General features: G+C 63.5%; 14 protein-coding genes and 1 pseudogene. 7 read left to right on the forward strand and 8 right to left on the reverse strand.

The genetic code is table 11. From position 1 onward, the window contains the following. A pseudogene (locus PMI40_RS11620) lies at positions 1-183 on the reverse strand (phosphoglycolate phosphatase); the annotation flags it as partial. 59 nt (positions 184-242) lie between these two features. On the opposite strand from PMI40_RS11620, the gene PMI40_RS11625 reads away from it, so the two are divergent. Next, positions 243-1,175 (forward strand): TraB/GumN family protein, encoded by a 933-nt coding sequence (locus PMI40_RS11625; RefSeq protein WP_008115424.1) that lies wholly within the window; start codon positions 243-245, stop codon positions 1,173-1,175. A gap of 86 nt (positions 1,176-1,261) precedes the next feature. Here the strand turns inward: PMI40_RS11625 and argB are convergent, their stop codons facing one another. The 4 genes from argB to PMI40_RS11645 all read right to left on the reverse strand — a co-directional run bounded on the left by argB (position 1,262) and on the right by PMI40_RS11645 (position 4,667). Beyond that, positions 1,262-2,155, reverse strand: a complete 894-nt coding sequence (gene argB / locus PMI40_RS11630; RefSeq protein WP_008115425.1) for an acetylglutamate kinase — start codon at positions 2,153-2,155, stop codon at positions 1,262-1,264. A gap of 120 nt (positions 2,156-2,275) precedes the next feature. Beyond that, complete coding sequence (locus tag PMI40_RS11635; protein ID WP_008115426.1) at positions 2,276-3,022, reverse strand: SPOR domain-containing protein; 747 nt, start codon at positions 3,020-3,022, stop codon at positions 2,276-2,278. A 14-nt stretch (positions 3,023-3,036) separates the two neighbouring features. Then, complete coding sequence (locus PMI40_RS11640) at positions 3,037-3,816, reverse strand: type III pantothenate kinase (RefSeq protein WP_008115427.1); 780 nt, start codon at positions 3,814-3,816, stop codon at positions 3,037-3,039. Continuing rightward, on the reverse strand, positions 3,813-4,667 hold the full coding sequence (locus tag PMI40_RS11645) for a biotin--[acetyl-CoA-carboxylase] ligase (protein ID WP_008115428.1): 855 nt from the start codon (positions 4,665-4,667) through the stop codon (positions 3,813-3,815). The genes PMI40_RS11640 and PMI40_RS11645 overlap by 4 nt, the downstream gene beginning before the upstream one ends. 65 nt (positions 4,668-4,732) lie before the next feature. On the opposite strand from PMI40_RS11645, the gene PMI40_RS11650 reads away from it, so the two are divergent. From PMI40_RS11650 to PMI40_RS11665, 4 genes are all read left to right on the forward strand, one after another. After that, the gene (locus PMI40_RS11650) at positions 4,733-5,881 is read left to right on the forward strand and encodes a VanZ family protein (protein WP_008115430.1); all 1,149 of its coding nucleotides are present in this window, start codon (positions 4,733-4,735) and stop codon (positions 5,879-5,881) included. Positions 5,882-5,947: 66 nt separating this feature from the next. Next, the gene (locus tag PMI40_RS11655) at positions 5,948-6,268 is read left to right on the forward strand and encodes a ferredoxin (RefSeq protein ID WP_008115431.1); all 321 of its coding nucleotides are present in this window, start codon (positions 5,948-5,950) and stop codon (positions 6,266-6,268) included. Positions 6,269-6,275: 7 nt separating this feature from the next. Further along, positions 6,276-6,938, forward strand: a complete 663-nt coding sequence (locus PMI40_RS11660) for an alpha/beta hydrolase (RefSeq protein WP_008115433.1) — start codon at positions 6,276-6,278, stop codon at positions 6,936-6,938. A 188-nt stretch (positions 6,939-7,126) separates the two neighbouring features. After that, positions 7,127-8,281: a D-alanyl-D-alanine carboxypeptidase family protein gene (locus tag PMI40_RS11665; protein WP_008115434.1), complete on the forward strand. Its 1,155-nt coding sequence runs from the start codon at positions 7,127-7,129 to the stop codon at positions 8,279-8,281. Positions 8,282-8,458: 177 nt separating this feature from the next. On the opposite strand, the gene ahpF is transcribed toward PMI40_RS11665, so the two are convergent. The 3 genes from ahpF to PMI40_RS11680 form a co-directional block, all read right to left on the reverse strand. Next, positions 8,459-10,057, reverse strand: a complete 1,599-nt coding sequence (ahpF, locus tag PMI40_RS11670; protein ID WP_008115436.1) for an alkyl hydroperoxide reductase subunit F — start codon at positions 10,055-10,057, stop codon at positions 8,459-8,461. Positions 10,058-10,176: 119 nt separating this feature from the next. Further along, entirely contained in the window at positions 10,177-10,740 is a 564-nt protein-coding gene (ahpC, locus tag PMI40_RS11675; RefSeq protein WP_008115438.1) for an alkyl hydroperoxide reductase subunit C, read from the reverse strand. Positions 10,741-11,057: 317 nt separating this feature from the next. Further along, on the reverse strand, positions 11,058-12,926 hold the full coding sequence (locus PMI40_RS11680) for a phosphoenolpyruvate carboxykinase (GTP) (RefSeq protein ID WP_008115439.1): 1,869 nt from the start codon (positions 12,924-12,926) through the stop codon (positions 11,058-11,060). Between the two features lie 388 nt (positions 12,927-13,314). Between PMI40_RS11680 and PMI40_RS11685 the strand changes: the two genes are divergently transcribed. Both PMI40_RS11685 and PMI40_RS11690 read left to right on the forward strand, forming a co-directional pair. Continuing rightward, positions 13,315-13,518 carry a hypothetical protein gene (locus PMI40_RS11685; RefSeq protein ID WP_157221507.1) on the forward strand — a complete coding sequence of 68 codons (204 nt, stop codon included), beginning with the start codon at positions 13,315-13,317 and terminating at the stop codon, positions 13,516-13,518. Continuing rightward, on the forward strand, positions 13,515-14,519 hold the full coding sequence (locus PMI40_RS11690; RefSeq protein WP_008115440.1) for a D-2-hydroxyacid dehydrogenase family protein: 1,005 nt from the start codon (positions 13,515-13,517) through the stop codon (positions 14,517-14,519). Before PMI40_RS11685 ends, PMI40_RS11690 begins: the two co-directional genes overlap by 4 nt. The last annotated feature ends 107 nt before the right edge of the window (positions 14,520-14,626 follow it).

Genomic DNA, 14,626 nt, shown 5'->3' on the forward strand with positions numbered 1-14,626 from the left:
CCGCCAGTAATGGCGGCGCAGGAAGTTGACCGTGGCTTCGTCCGACGGATGCCCGCCTGCGGCGAACACCTGCGTCATGTAACGGTTCATGTTGGCGTTGATCGCCGGAAAGATCGCATGTGAAGCGTTATGCAGGGTATTGTCGAGATCGAACAACCAGAGCGGTGTAGTATTGGACGCCATAAATCTGAACGGCGCGCCGCGAGCGACGCGCATAGCAACGAATAACAAGGAAGAAAGCAGTGAAGCAACTTGCAGGACGACTGATTATAGTGACATTGGCCTGCCTGTCCTGGCTTTATGTGCCTGCCGCCCGGGCAGCACCGGCCCCCTCGTCGGCGCACGCCGCCGCCCCGGCACGCGGCGCCCTCTGGCGCATTTCGGATGGCACCCGGTCGCTCTATCTGTTTGGCACGATCCATGTCGGACAACCCGACTTCTATCCGCTCGAGCCACGCATCATGGAAGCGCTGCAAGCGGCACCCGCGCTAGCCCTGGAACTGGACCCCGCGCGCCAGGGCGTGATGCAGCAGGCGGTGCAACGATATGGCCTGCTGCCCGGTGGCCAGCGTTTCACCGACGTCCTGCCGCCAGCGCTGGCGCAGCGCACCCAGGCAGCGCTGCGGCAAGCCGGCTTGCCGCAGGCGCCGCTGCAGCACTTGCGGCCCTGGATGCTGGCCATCACGCTCACCGTGCAAGCCTTTGAAGCCGCCGGCTTCCAGACCGCGCTGGCGGTCGACAACCACCTGGCAGACGTGATGCGCCGCCGTGGCCGTCCGGTGCTCGAGCTGGAAAGCGCCGAACAGCAGCTGGGGCTGCTGGGCGCGCTGGGCACGTCCGACGAGCAGCAGTTCCTGGCCGACACCGTCGACGACCTGGAAGACGCACAAGGCAACCGCCGCCTCTCGGCACTGGTGGACGCCTGGCGCCATGCCGACCATGCCGCGTTGCAGCGGGCGCTGGAGGAATTGCACCAGGAAGACTCGTTCGCCAACCGCTTTGCCCTGGAGGTGCTGCTGGAGGGCCGCAATCCCGGCCTGGCCGATCGCATTGCCGCGCTGCTCATGCAATACGACAAGGCCGTGGCGGCAGTCGGCATCCTGCACCTGGTCGGGCCCCGCGGAATCCCCGCCCTGCTACGCCAGAAGGGGCTGGTGGTCGAGCAGCTCTATTGACTTACCGGTTGGCGGCTTCCAGGCCGCATGCACAATAAAAAAGGGATGAGCCAGGCTCATCCCTTTTTGCCTCGTGGCAAGCGTACTCAATGCGAACGGATCATGGTGCCGAAAGCCTGCTCGGTCAGCACTTCCAGCAGCAGCGAATGCTCGATGCGGCCATCGATGATGTGGACCGTATTGACGCCCGACTTGGCCGCGTCCAGCGCCGAGGAGATCTTGGGCAGCATGCCGCCCGAGATGGTGCCGTCGGCAAACATTTCGTCGATCTCGCGCGCCGACAGGTCGGTCAACAGCTTGCCGCTCTTGTCCTGCACGCCCGCGATATTGGTCATCATGATCAACTTCTCGGCATGCAGGATCTCGGCGATCTTGCCGGCGACGACGTCGGCATTGATGTTGTAGGCCTGGCCATCGTCACCAAAGCCGATGGGCGAGATGATCGGGATGAAAGCGTCATCCTGCAGGGCCTTGACCACCGCCGGGTTGATCGCCTCGATCTCGCCCACGAAGCCGATGTCGAGGAATTCGCCCGGCTTTTCCTTGTCCGGCATCTTCATGCGACGGGCGCGGATCAGGCCGCCATCCTTGCCGGTCAGGCCCACGGCCTGGCCACCGTAGTGGTTGATCAGCATCACGATGTCCTGCTGCACCTCGCCGCCCAGCACCCACTCCACCACTTCCATGGTTTCCTCGTCGGTGATGCGCATGCCCTGCACGAAGGTGCCCTGCTTGCCGATCTTCTTCAAGGCGGCATCGATCTGGGGCCCGCCACCGTGCACCACCACCGGATTCATCCCCACCAGCTTGAGCAGGATCACATCGCGCGCGAAGCCATGCTTGAGGCTTTCTTCGGTCATGGCGTTACCGCCGTACTTGACCACGATGGTCTTGCCGTGGAACTTGCGGATGTAAGGCAGCGCCTCAGCCAGGATTTCGGCTTTGATCTGGGGTGCTACCTTGCTGAGGTCGGTGGTCATGGCGGTGTCCTGTGGTTGCCGGGTCTAAAAGAATGCGCGATTTTACATGGAAAGATCGCGGAAATTGTCATGCTTTGTACGCCTGTGCGGTATCGGCAACGGTTGGCGGCATTGGTTCGCTCAAGCGCTGCAACCACGGATTTCCTGTTCGGGAAAATCCGCCTTGATCCGGTTCAGGGCACTGCGTGCGTCCGGGCTCAGGTCACGCAACTGGAACACCTGCTTGCCCGCCCCTGAGCGGCGCGCGATGATGCGCGCGCTGCGTACCCCCTTGGAGATGAGTTGGCCGATATAGGCCTTGGCCGCCTCTTCGGTACGGAAGATGCCCAGCGACACGCCCGAGCGCAAGGCCGGGTTGGGGAAGCTCTCGGGAATGACATAGAAGTCGCCCACGCCCAGGCGGCGCAACTCGGCAGTACGGCGCTCGGCGCCCTCGCGTCCGTCCTGCGGTGGAATATAGACCATATGGCTGGTGACATCCTGGCTCAGCTTCTGCGCCACCTTGTCGCCCAGGTTGAGCCCGGCCAACTGGCGTGAAAAACGCTGCGCGTCGGCCGCGCTGAAACTGCCGACCTCGGTGCAGGAAGGGCTCACCGAGGCCGCCGCCAGCGCCGCAGCCGGAACCGCCGGCGCCGGCGCCGCCGTGGCAGGCTCCGACGGCGTCGGGGCCGGCTCCTGGACACGCACCGGCGCCACCAGCTTGGCGCTGTTGGCCGGCAGCAGCGCCAGCGATTCGGGACGTAGTTGCTGGGTCAGGCGTTGCGGTTCGCGCCGCTCGGCGGCAGTCGCCCCCAAGTAACCGCGCTGCAACCCGAACAGCACGCAATTACCTGCCAGCAGCAACCAGAAGAACAGTTTTAGCTTCATCCTCGCATTCGTCGTCAATGGTCTTGATCGGCGGCCAGGGCCGCCTGCAATCCGATCAGCACCAGATTATCCACCTTTTCCAGCCGGGCATCGCCCAGCGCCAGATGCGGCACCAGGAGTTGCCCCGCGCCCCCGGCCAGCACGCAGCGCAGCGGTGCAGCACCGACCTGGCGCCGCTGGCGCAGCGCATGCTCGATGGCCCCGGCCTGGGCCGCGATGCATCCGGCCACGATGGCGTCGCCGGTATTGTCGGCGAACGGACCCACCGATGTGCTGATGCCCCCGATATGCGGCAGCTGCGCGGTGTTGGCGGCCAGCGAATTGGTCATCATCGCCAGCCCCGGCAAGATCATGCCGCCCAGGAAAACACCATCGGCGCTCACCGCGTCGACCGTGGTGGCGGTGCCGCAGGTGGCCACTACCAATTCCTGGCCCGGAAACAGGGCGCGCGCGCCGATGGCCGCAGCAAAACGGTCGCAACCCAGTTGCGCAGGATTGCGGTAAGCATTGCGTACGCCGGCACGCTGCGGCTCCGATGCAAACCATTCGATCTTCATGGCCTGGCCAAACACTGCCTGCAAGGCCTCGGTCAGCGCTGCCTGCAATCCCGGTCCGGCCACATTCGAGATGCACACCTGCCCGACCTCGTCCTTGAGGCCCTGCCATGCCTGCACCAGCTGCACGGCCTGCCCGCGTTCGACCGCGCCTTCCTGCAGCCAGCGTCCCAGGCCATGGGCCAGCGGCACGCCCCACTTGATGCGGGTGTTGCCGGCATCGATCAGTAGCGGCGTCATGATGCCAACCTTAATGACACGTCACCCGCCATCACCGCCACCGGGCCCTGGTGGGTATCGATCAACAGCCGCCCCACGGCATCGATGCCGGTGGCCATGCCCTCGTGCACCACGGTGCCATGGTCGATGATCCTGACCGCCTGTCCGGCGTAGGCGTGACAAGCCTGCCAGCGCGGCAAGAACGCGCCCAGGCCGCGGCGCTCGAACTCGACGAGCGAACTGGCCAGTGCACTGGCGATCACCGCCAATACCGTCTCGCGCGGCGGCACGCGCAATTCAGGGGCTGCGCCGATGCTGCGTTCGAGTTCAGCTTCCAGGCCCGGCGGCACGTCCAGGTTCAGGCCGATACCGACCACCGCCCAGGTGAACCCGGGCTGCGGCACGTCGGCGGCGGTCTCGATCAGGATGCCGGCCAGCTTGGCGCCGTCGCGCAATACATCATTGGGCCATTTCAATTGCGCCCGGACCCCGAATACCTGCAGCGCCTCGACCAGCGCCACGCCCACGGCCAGCGGCAAACCCAGCAGCGCCTGCAGCGGCCGCTCGAAGCGCCAGGCCAGGGAAAAGGTCAGCGTCGAGGCCGGATCGCTGCGCCACGGGCGACCGGCCCGCCCGCGTCCGGCCGACTGCCTGTCGGCCACCCGCAACAGGGGCCGCGACAGGCCGGCCAGGCGCAGCATCAGATCGACATTGGTGGACCCGGTCCGGGCCACGGCCTCGACCGCCACGCGCCGCACCGGAGCATGCTCGGAAGCGGCCAGTTGCGCGGCCAGCTTGCCGGCATCGACCAACGGCAAGTCGTCTGCGGCGGGCGCCGCAGGGGTCCACTGCAATGGTGAATTGTTGTCCATAGCGCGCATTGTAACGGCAGACGCCGACGCTGCATCCGGCGCCGAAATCGGGTACCCTCAGGCGCATGAAAGCCGAGCCCACCTCGTCCATCGCCGCCGGCGCCGACACCAACGCGCAAGCGGCGTCTTCGTTTGCGCGCGTGAGCCTGCTGGTCTACGCGGTGCTGATCGTCTATGCCAGCTGGTACCCCTTTTCGGGCTGGCGCGACATGGGGCTGGGGCCGTTCGACTACCTGGGCGCGCGCCTGCCGTATTACTGGACCGGCTTCGACGTCTGGACCAACATCGCCGGCTACGCCCCGCTGGGCGCGCTGCTGGTGTTTGCCATGCACCCGCGACTGCGAGCGCTATGGGCAGTGCTGCCGGCCACGCTGGCCGGCATGCTGCTGTCGGCCGGCATGGAAGCAGGCCAGACCTGGCTGCCCACGCGGGTGCCATCGAACCTCGACCTGGTCACCAACACCATCGGCGCCTTTGCCGGCGCGGTGCTGGGCGCGCTCAGCAGTCGCTACTTCCTGCTCGAGAGCCGCCTGCTGGCGGTGCGCAGGCGCTGGTTCTCGGGCGAGGCCAGCCGTGGCCTGGTGGTGGTCGGCCTGTGGCCGCTGGCCTTGATGTACCCGCAAAACCACCTGTTCGGACTGGGTCATGTGGTGCCACCCCTGTCGGCCATCTTCTCGGACCTGGTCGACACGCCGCTGGACCTGGCCACCACCTGGATCAACAATGCCCAGTTGAGCGCGGAACAATACTGGCTGGCCGACGTCATCGTGTCGGCCTGCGGTCTCAGTGGCGCGGCACTGATGCTGCTTCTGCTGTTGCGCAAGCAGGCGCCACGCCGGGCCATCGTGCTGGTGTACCTGCTGGCCTGCATCGCCGTCAAGTCGTTGGCGTGCGCCTTGTTCTTTGCGCCCCAGAACGCCTTCGTCTGGGTTTCCCCAAGCGCGGTCGGCGGCATCCTGCTGGGCAGCATGATGGTCGCTGGGCTATCGTTCGCGCCGCCCACGGCGCAACGGCGGCTGGCGGCACTGGCGCTGATCCTGAGCCTGCTGGTGACCAATGCGATGCCGGCCAATCCGTACTACATCTCCACGCTCGAGACCTGGGTCCAGGGCAAGTTCCTCAATTTCGACGGCGCGGCGCAGTTCCTGTCGGTGCTGTGGCCATTCCTGGCGATCTGGTTCCTCTATCACCCGGTGCACCGCAAACATCGGTGAGCCGGGTTATCATTGAGCACCGCCGCGCCCCCTATACAACGCAACTTCGCACAGTCAATATCGATCATGAGCGACCAGCCATTCTACGAACACCACGTCTTCTTCTGCCTCAACCAGCGCAAGCCCGGCGAGCGCACCTGCTGCGCCGACAAGGGCGCGCAGGCGGCCCAGGAACACGCCAAGAAACGCATCAAGCAGCTGGGCCTGTCCGGTGACGGCAAGGTGCGCATCAACAAGGCAGGCTGCCTGGAACGTTGCGAAGAGGGGCCGGTGGTGGTGATCTACCCGCAAGGCACCTGGTACACCTTTGTCGATAACGAAGACATCGACGAAATCATCGATAGCCACATCGTCGGCGGCAAGATCGTCGACCGTCTCAAGATCTGATGTCAGCATGAACGCACATACCCAGCATTTCTTCATCGCCGGCGCCGTCGGGCAACTCGAATGCGCGCTCGACCTGCCCGACGCCGAGCTGTTCGCGCGCCCGGTCGGCCTGGCCCTGGTGGCCCATCCACATCCGCTGTACGGCGGCACCATGGACAACAAGGTGGCGCAGACCCTGGCCCGCACCTTCCTGGCACTGGGCTACGTGGCGGTGCGCATGAATTTTCGTGGCGTGGGCAAGTCCGAGGGCGTGCATGACCATGGCCAGGGCGAAACCGACGACATGGCGCTGCTGCTGCAGCACATGCGTGGCCAGCATCCCGAGCTGCCACTGGCGCTGGGCGGCTTTTCGTTCGGCACCTTCGTCCAGGCCCAGTTGCAGCAGCGCCTGCTGCAGGATGCCCCGGCGCAGGCCGCCGAGCGCCTGGCCCTGGTGGGCACCGCCGCGGGCAAGTGGCCGATGCCGCCGGTGCCGGCCAACACCATCCTGATCCACGGCGAGCAGGATGACACCATCCCGCTGGCCGCAGTGCTCGACTGGGCACGTCCGCAAGAATTGCCGGTGGTGGTGATTCCCGGTTCGGATCACTTTTTTCACCGCAAGCTGCAACATATCAAGAACGTCGTGGTCGAAAGCTGGCATCGCCGTCCGGCCAGTTCCACGGACTGACCAGTCGGTGCCGGGCGGTCCGGATTTGCTTTGGGTGTCCGGCCCTGGCGTTTATAATGCCCGGCGTGCCATTGATCTTCGCGCTGCAGGCCGAGGGGGCTTGCACTGCAGCGGCGTCGAGCCGATTCCACCCATTTCAACACTTCAGCAACGATGTATCCCCTGCTGGCATCCTTTCTTTCGCACCGATGAAAAAACTATTCGCGGCGCTTGCCGCCACCGTACTTTCCATTTCAGCCCTGTCCGCCTCCGCACAGTCCCTGCCGCCCCCCACCATCGCTGCCAAGTCCTGGCTGCTGCTGGACGCCTCGGCCAACCAGGTCATTGCCTCGAGCGACCCCGACATGCGCGTCGAACCGGCCTCGCTGACCAAGCTGATGACCGCCTACCTGGCCTTCGCCGCGTTGCGCGACAAGCGCCTCAGCGTCGACCAGGAAGTCAACGTCTCGGTCAACGCCTGGAAGGTCGATCCCAGCAGCTCCAAGATGTTCATCGAGCCCAATAAGCCGGTCTCGATCAACAACCTGCTGTTCGGCCTGATCTCGGTCTCGGGCAACGATGCCGCCGTGGCCGTGGCCGAAGCGGTTTCGGGCACCGAGGACGCCTTCGTGCAGCTGATGAACCGCGAAGCGCAACGCCAGGGCCTGACCAACACCCGCTTTTCGAATCCACACGGCTTGCCCAGCCCGGACACCTATACCACCGCGCGTGACCTGGCCATCCTGTGCCGCAACCTGATCAACGATTTCCCCGAGTATTACAAGACCTATTACTCGGTCAAGAAATTCACCTACAACAACATCACCCAGCCCAACCGCAACCGCCTGCTGTGGCTGGACCCGACGGTGGACGGCATGAAGACCGGCCACACCTCCAGCGCCGGCTATTCGCTGATCACCTCGGCACACCGTCCGGTACCCAACGGCGAACGCCGCCTGATCTCGGTGGTGATCGGCACCGTTTCCGACCAGGTCCGCACGCAAGAGAGCCAGAAGGCGCTGAACTGGGGCTTCCAGAACTTCGACGCGGTCAAGCTGTACGCCAAGGGCCAGCCGGTCGACACGCCCGACGTATGGAAGGGTTCGCAAGGCAAGATCAAGGTCGGTTTCAAGAACGATGTGTACATCACCATCCCCAAGGGCAGCGCTGACAAGGTCAAGACCCATCTGGACCGCAATGACCCGCTGATCGCGCCGATCTCGGAAAATGCCAAGGTCGGTACCCTCAAGGTCACCATCGACGACAAGCTCGTCACCGAACTGCCGGTGGTGGCGCTGGAATCGGTGGGCCCGGCCGGCTTCATCGGCCGCGCCTGGGATTCGCTGCGCCTGATGTTCAAATAAGAACCGCCGCAAACCACGCGAAAACGCCACCGGATACGGTGGCGTTTTTTTACGTCCGCAGGCAGCGGCGAAAGCCCGGCCGCCCACCGGTTCATCGGCTAGGAACGAGGGCCCAGACAAAAAACGCCACCGGCTTGCCGGTGGCGTTTTCCATTACTGCTGGCCGGGGCCACAAGCTCAGGCGGTCACGGCTTCCTGCTTGGCCACCACCGGCTCCTCATCCACCGACGAACGGATCAGGTGATCGAAGGCCGACAACGAAGCCTTGGCACCTTCGCCCACGGCGATGACGATCTGCTTGTAGGGCACGGTGGTGACGTCGCCGGCGGCGAACACACCGGGAATCGAGGTCTGGCCCTTGGCATCGACTTCGATCTCGCCGTGCCGGGACAAGGCCACGGTGCCCTTGAGCCATTCCGTGTTGGGCACCAGGCCGATCTGGACGAAGACGCCTTCCAGTTCGATATGGCGCACTTCACCTGTGGCGCGTTCCTTGTAGCCGATGCCATTGACCTTCTTGCCGTCGCCGGTGATCTCGGTGGTCTGTGCCGAGGTGATCACGGTGACATTGGGCAGGCTCTTGAGCTTCTTGACCAATACGGCGTCGGCCTTCAGGTCAGCGGCAAATTCCAGCAGCGTGACGTGCTTGACCAGCCCGGCCAGGTCGATCGCCGCTTCCACGCCGGAGTTACCGCCGCCGATCACCGACACGCGCTTGCCCTTGAACAGCGGACCGTCGCAGTGCGGGCAGTAGGCCACGCCGTGATTGCGGTATTCGCGCTCACCCGGCACATTGACTTCACGCCAGCGGGCACCGGTCGACAGGATCACGGTCTTGCCCTTCAGCACGCCACCATTGGCCAGCCTGACCTCGATCAACTTGTCGCCAGGCACCAGCGCTTCGGCCCGCTGCACGTTCATGATGTCGACGTCGTAGGCCTTGACGTGCTGTTCCAGCGCGGTCGCGAAGTGCGGACCTTCGGTTTCCTTGACCGAGACGAAGTTCTCGATGGCCAGGGTATCGAGCACCTGGCCGCCGAAACGCTCGGCCACCACACCGGTACGGATACCCTTGCGTGCTGCATAGATGGCGGCGGCCGCACCGGCCGGCCCCCCACCGACGATCAGCACGTCATAGGGCTCGCGCTGGCTCAGTTCCTCGCCCTTGCGGGCGGCCGCGCCGGTGTCGAGCTTGGCGAGGATTTCTTCGACGCCGGTACGGCCCTGGCCGAACACCTCGCCGTTCATGTAGATGGTCGGCACGGCCATGATCTGGCGTTGCTCGACTTCAGCCTGGAACAGGCCGCCATCGATCGTCACCGAGCGGATGCGCGGATTGATGATCGACATCACGTTGAGCGCCTGGACCACTTCCGGGCAGTTCTGGCAAGTCAGCGAGACATAGGTCTCGAAGCTGTAGTCGCCATCGAGGTTCTTGATCTGCTCGATCACCTTGTCGTCGAGCTTGATCGGGTGCCCGCCGACCTGCAGCAGCGCCAGCACCAGCGAAGTAAATTCATGGCCCATCGGGATGGCAGCGAACTCGACGCTGATATCGGTCCCGGGGCGGTTCAGCTTGAACGACGGCGAGCGCCCGTTCGAAGCATCGCGGTGCTCGACCAGCGTAATGCGGTCCGACAGCAGCACGATTTCCTGCAGCAGTTCCTGCATCTCGTGCGACTTGGCGCCATCATCGAGCGATGCGACGATCTCGATAGGCTGGGTCACCTTTTCCAGATAAGCCTTCAATTGGGTCTTGAGATTGGCATCAAGCATGATGATTTCACTTTCCTCTGAGAGAGATTCAGTCGCCCGGGCCAGGAGCCCGGGCGGGCAGTGCAACTTCCAAAGCTTTTACAGTTACCGGACGGCTGGCGCACCAGCCAGGGCGGTCATCAGATCTTGCCGACCAGGTCCAGCGATGGGGTCAGCGTGGCCGAACCTTCTTCCCACTTGGCTGGGCAGACTTCGCCTGGGTGCGATGCCACGTACTGGGCTGCCTTGACCTTGCGCAGCAGTTCCGAAGCGTCACGGCCGATGCCGTTGTCGTGCACTTCCATCACCTTGATCTGGCCTTCCGGATTGATCACGAAGGTGCCGCGCAGTGCCAGGCCTTCTTCTTCGATCAGCACTTCGAAGTTGCGTGCCAACGTGGCAGTCGGGTCACCCACCAGTGGGTATTGCACCTTCTTGATGGCGTCCGATGTGTCGTGCCATGCCTTGTGGGCGAAGTGGGTATCGGTCGAGATACCGTAGACTTCGACGCCCAGCTTCTTGAACTCGGCATAGTTGTCAGCCAGATCTTCCAGTTCGGTCGGGCAGACGAATGTGAAGTCAGCCGGATAGAACACGAACACGGACCATTTGCCCTTCAGGGTAGCTTCGGTGATGTCGACGAACTTGCCATCGTGGTATGCAGTTGCCTTGAATGGTTTGATAGTGGTGTTGATCAGGGACATTTCCATTTCCTTTTAAGGGGGGTTGTTTTGAAGCAGTGGAAGAAGTGTAAGACGCCGAATCAAATAGATCAATTTTATTTAATTAATGTTTTTGATTGGATTTAACTATCGATGCCGGGCGCAAGACTATCGCCCGGCATGATGATCGGTCGAACCGGCCAGGGTGCGTCACATGGCGTCTTTGCGCACCAACACAAGCACGACATCGGCAGATGTCGGCAGCGCTCATGGTACTGCAACGCAGCAAGGCCCGCCAAACACCCGTAAAAAAACCTGCCGCATCGCTGCGGCAGGTTGTTTGCAATCGGACCCGAGGATCAGGCAGCCAGTTGCTTTTCGAGTTTGCCCTTGACACCCACCAGCTCGCCCGGCAGCTTGTGCGCGAGCTTGTCGAACAGCTCGGCATGCAGCGCCAGTTCCTGTAGCCACGCGGCCTTGTCGATCGAGGTGATGGTCGAGTATTGCTCGGCGGTAAAGTCGATCCCGTCCCATTGCAGGTCTTCGAAGCGCGGGGTGAAGCCGAACAGATGTTCGGTGGCGCCGGTATTGACGCCCTTGGTGTCTTCGATACGATCCAGCATCCACTTCAGCACGCGCATGTTGTCGCCGAAGCCAGGCCATACGAACTTGCCATCGGCGTCGGTGCGGAACCAGTTGACGCAGTAGATCTTCGGCAACTCGGCCGGCGACGCGGCGATCTTCTTGCCGATGTCGAGCCAGTGCTGGAAGTATTCGCTCATGTTGTAGCCGGCGAACGGCAGCATGGCGAATGGGTCGCGACGTACCACACCCTGCTGGCCGACGGCCGCCGCGGTGGTTTCGGAACCCATGGTGGCCGCCATGTAGACGCCTTCGACCCAGTTGCGGGCCTCGGTCACCAGCGGCACCGTGGTCGAGCGACGGCCGCCGAAGATGAAGGCCGAGATCGGCACGCCGGCCGGGTCGTCCCAGGCCGCGTCGATCACCGGGTTCTGGGTCGCGGCGACCGTAAAGCGCGCATTCGGATGGGCCGCCTTGCGGCCGGTCTCCTTGGCGATCTCCGGGGTCCAGTCCTTGCCCTGCCAGTCGATCAGGTGCGCCGGGGCTTCCTTGGTCATGCCTTCCCACCAGACGTCACCGTCGTCGGTCAGCGCCACGTTGGTGAAGATGGTATTGGACGCCAGCGAGGCCATGCAGTTGTAATTGGTTTTTTCATTGGTGCCCGGGGCCACGCCGAAATAGCCGGCTTCCGGGTTGATCGCGTACAAGCGACCGTCGGCGCCGGGCTTGATCCAGGCGATATCGTCGCCGATGGTGGTGACCTTCCAGCCGCCGAATGCCTTGGGCGGGATCAGCATGGCAAAGTTGGTCTTGCCGCAGGCCGACGGGAAAGCCGCTGCCACATAGTGCTTCTTGCCTTCCGGCGACTCGACACCCAGGATCAGCATGTGCTCGGCCAGCCAGCCCTGCGCGCGCCCCATGGTCGATGCGATGCGCAGCGCGAAGCACTTCTTGCCCAGCAGCGCATTGCCGCCGTAGCCCGAACCGTAGGACCAGATCTCGCGCGTATCGGGATAGTGGACGATGTACTTGGTGGCGTTGCATGGCCAGGCCACGTCCTGCTGGCCGGCGGCCAGCGGCGCACCCACGGTGTGCACGCATGGCACGTAGTCGCCGTCGGCCCCCAGCACGTCGTACACGGCACGACCCATGCGGGTCATGATGCGCATGTTGACGGCCACATAGGGCGAATCCGACAGCTCGATACCGATGTGGGCGATCGGCGAACCCAGCGGGCCCATCGAGAACGGCACCACGTACAGGGTGCGGCCAGCCATGCTGCCGTCGAACAGGCCGTTCAAGGTCTGGCGCATTTCAGCAGGATCGGTCCAGTTATTGGTCGGACCGGCTTCTTCCTTGGTCTTGGAGCAGATGAAGGTACGGTCTTCGACGCGCGCCACATCCGACGGGTCCGAGCACGCCAGGTAACTGTTGGGACGCTTTTGCTCATTGAGCTTTTTCATGGTGCCTGCGGCGACCATCTCGGCGCACAGCCGATCGTATTCTTCTTGCGAGCCATCGCACCAGTAAATGCGAGCAGGCTTGGTCAGCGCTGCAATCTCGCTGACCCAGTTGATCAGCTTCTGGTGTTTGACGTATGCGGGTGCGTTCACTGCGGGAACGCCTGCCATGATCGGTTGGTTCATGAGTACTACCTCCAATGCCACAAAGTTAAAGAATTCGTCCTGGCACGGCAGGATCGTCGTTGCCGGCGGCGGAAGTTCCACGCCTGCGGGCAGATCGGCGGTCTTGTCGATGGCGGCCAGCGCCTGGCCACGTTGCCTGAAACCGGGGTCCGGCACAGGCCGCGGTCACCCTTCGACAGTGAAAAGTGAGAAAAGGTGGCGAGGATTGTACCCCGACGAAAAATAATTTACTGAAATTTGTAGCGATAAATACCCGACTTTTGTAGTAGGAAAATACAAACTGAAAAAAATCTGTTTTTTCATTACCAATACGCATAACATCGATTCTACCGAAAACCTGTCAGGGCCTGGCTGCTAGCGGGATTGCCGCGATTATGTCATTCACAATGTGAATATCATTGTCATTTATCGGATGATTTATTTCATCTCGGCCTGCGAAACGGAAAAAATGCACGCGGGCGTGACGGCAGCGGGGCGTTATGCGAGCAAGCAGCGCCTACGGGAAGGCTTGATGCAGCGCCGCCTCGATCGCTTTATGATGCTTGGCAGCTCGCCGCCGGCGCGCCAACAAGTTCACGGAGACCAAAAATGAAAATCGCCATTCTCGATGATTACCAGGATGCGGTACGCCACCTGGATTGCTACTCGCTGCTCGACGGTCACGACGTCAAGGTGTTCAACAACACCGTGCGCGGCGTGGGGCAGTTGGCCGCGCGGCTGGCGCCGTTCGATGCGGTGGTGCTGATTCGCGAACGCACCGAACTGAACCGGCAACTGCTCGATAAGCTACCGCTGCTGCGCCTGATCTCGCAGACCGGCAAGGTCAGCGGCCATGTCGATGTGGAAGCTGCCACCGCACGCGGGGTGGCCATCGTCGAAGGCGTAGGCGACCCGACGGCGCCGGCGGAATTGACCTGGGCACTGATCATGGCGGCGGCACGACGCGTGCCCCAATACTGCGCCAACCTGCGCCTGGGCGCCTGGCAGCAGGTCTCGGCCACGCCTCACCTGAACCTGGTCGGCACCGCACTCAAGGGCCGCACGCTGGGCATCTGGGGCTATGGCAAGATCGGACGCATGGTGGCCGGCTATGGCCGCGCCTTCGGGATGAAGGTAGTGGTGTGGGGTCGTGCGCCCAGCATGGAGCAGGCGCAAAAGGATGGTTTCGAGGTCGCCCCTGAGCGTGCCGCGTTCTTTGCGCAGGCCGATGTACTGAGCCTGCACCTGCGCCTCAACGACGCCACGCGCGGCGTCGTCACCGCCGCCGACCTGGCGGCGATGAAGCCCACCGCCTGCCTGGTCAACACCAGCCGCGCCGAACTGGTCGAGCCCGGCGCACTGGAAGCCGCGCTGCAACAGGGCCGGCCCGGGTTGGCCGCGCTCGACGTATTCGAGCGCGAACCGTTGCCGGTCGATTCACCGCTGCTGCGCATGGATAACGTGGTGGCTTCGCCGCACCTGGGCTATGTCGAAAAGGACGGCTACGAATTGTATTTCCGGGCGGCCTTCCAGAACATCGTCGACTTCGCCGCCGGCACTCCGTCCAACGTGCTCAACCCCCAGGCACTGACCGTCGTCAAAGCTCCGGAGTGATGCGCAGGCTGGCGGCGGTGGGCGGCTGGTAGCACAACAGCGGCGACTGCCCCGATTTCTTCCACAGGTGCAGCCAGCCGGGTGGCCAGGGCAACGGCGGGGCGCCA

Origin of the sequence: Herbaspirillum sp. YR522, assembly GCF_000282575.1 — a bacterium.
Taxonomy (GTDB): Bacteria; Pseudomonadota; Gammaproteobacteria; order Burkholderiales; family Burkholderiaceae_D; genus Herbaspirillum.

Excerpts from the sequence above, each read along its gene's own strand:
- PMI40_RS11660 (WP_008115433.1), top strand. The coding sequence starts at position 6,276 with ATGAACGCACATACCCAGCATTTCTTCATCGCCGGCGCCGTCGGGCAA.
- PMI40_RS11650 (WP_008115430.1), top strand. The coding sequence starts at position 4,733 with ATGAAAGCCGAGCCCACCTCGTCCATCGCCGCCGGCGCCGACACCAAC.
- PMI40_RS11655 (WP_008115431.1), top strand. The coding sequence starts at position 5,948 with ATGAGCGACCAGCCATTCTACGAACACCACGTCTTCTTCTGCCTCAAC.
- argB (WP_008115425.1), bottom strand. The coding sequence starts at position 2,155 with ATGACCACCGACCTCAGCAAGGTAGCACCCCAGATCAAAGCCGAAATC.
- PMI40_RS11640 (WP_008115427.1), bottom strand. The coding sequence starts at position 3,816 with ATGACGCCGCTACTGATCGATGCCGGCAACACCCGCATCAAGTGGGGC.
- ahpF (WP_008115436.1), bottom strand. The coding sequence starts at position 10,057 with ATGCTTGATGCCAATCTCAAGACCCAATTGAAGGCTTATCTGGAAAAG.
- PMI40_RS11690 (WP_008115440.1), top strand. The coding sequence starts at position 13,515 with ATGAAAATCGCCATTCTCGATGATTACCAGGATGCGGTACGCCACCTG.
- PMI40_RS11680 (WP_008115439.1), bottom strand. The coding sequence starts at position 12,926 with ATGAACCAACCGATCATGGCAGGCGTTCCCGCAGTGAACGCACCCGCA.
- ahpC (WP_008115438.1), bottom strand. The coding sequence starts at position 10,740 with ATGTCCCTGATCAACACCACTATCAAACCATTCAAGGCAACTGCATAC.
- PMI40_RS11635 (WP_008115426.1), bottom strand. The coding sequence starts at position 3,022 with ATGAAGCTAAAACTGTTCTTCTGGTTGCTGCTGGCAGGTAATTGCGTG.
- PMI40_RS11645 (WP_008115428.1), bottom strand. The coding sequence starts at position 4,667 with ATGGACAACAATTCACCATTGCAGTGGACCCCTGCGGCGCCCGCCGCA.
- PMI40_RS11665 (WP_008115434.1), top strand. The coding sequence starts at position 7,127 with ATGAAAAAACTATTCGCGGCGCTTGCCGCCACCGTACTTTCCATTTCA.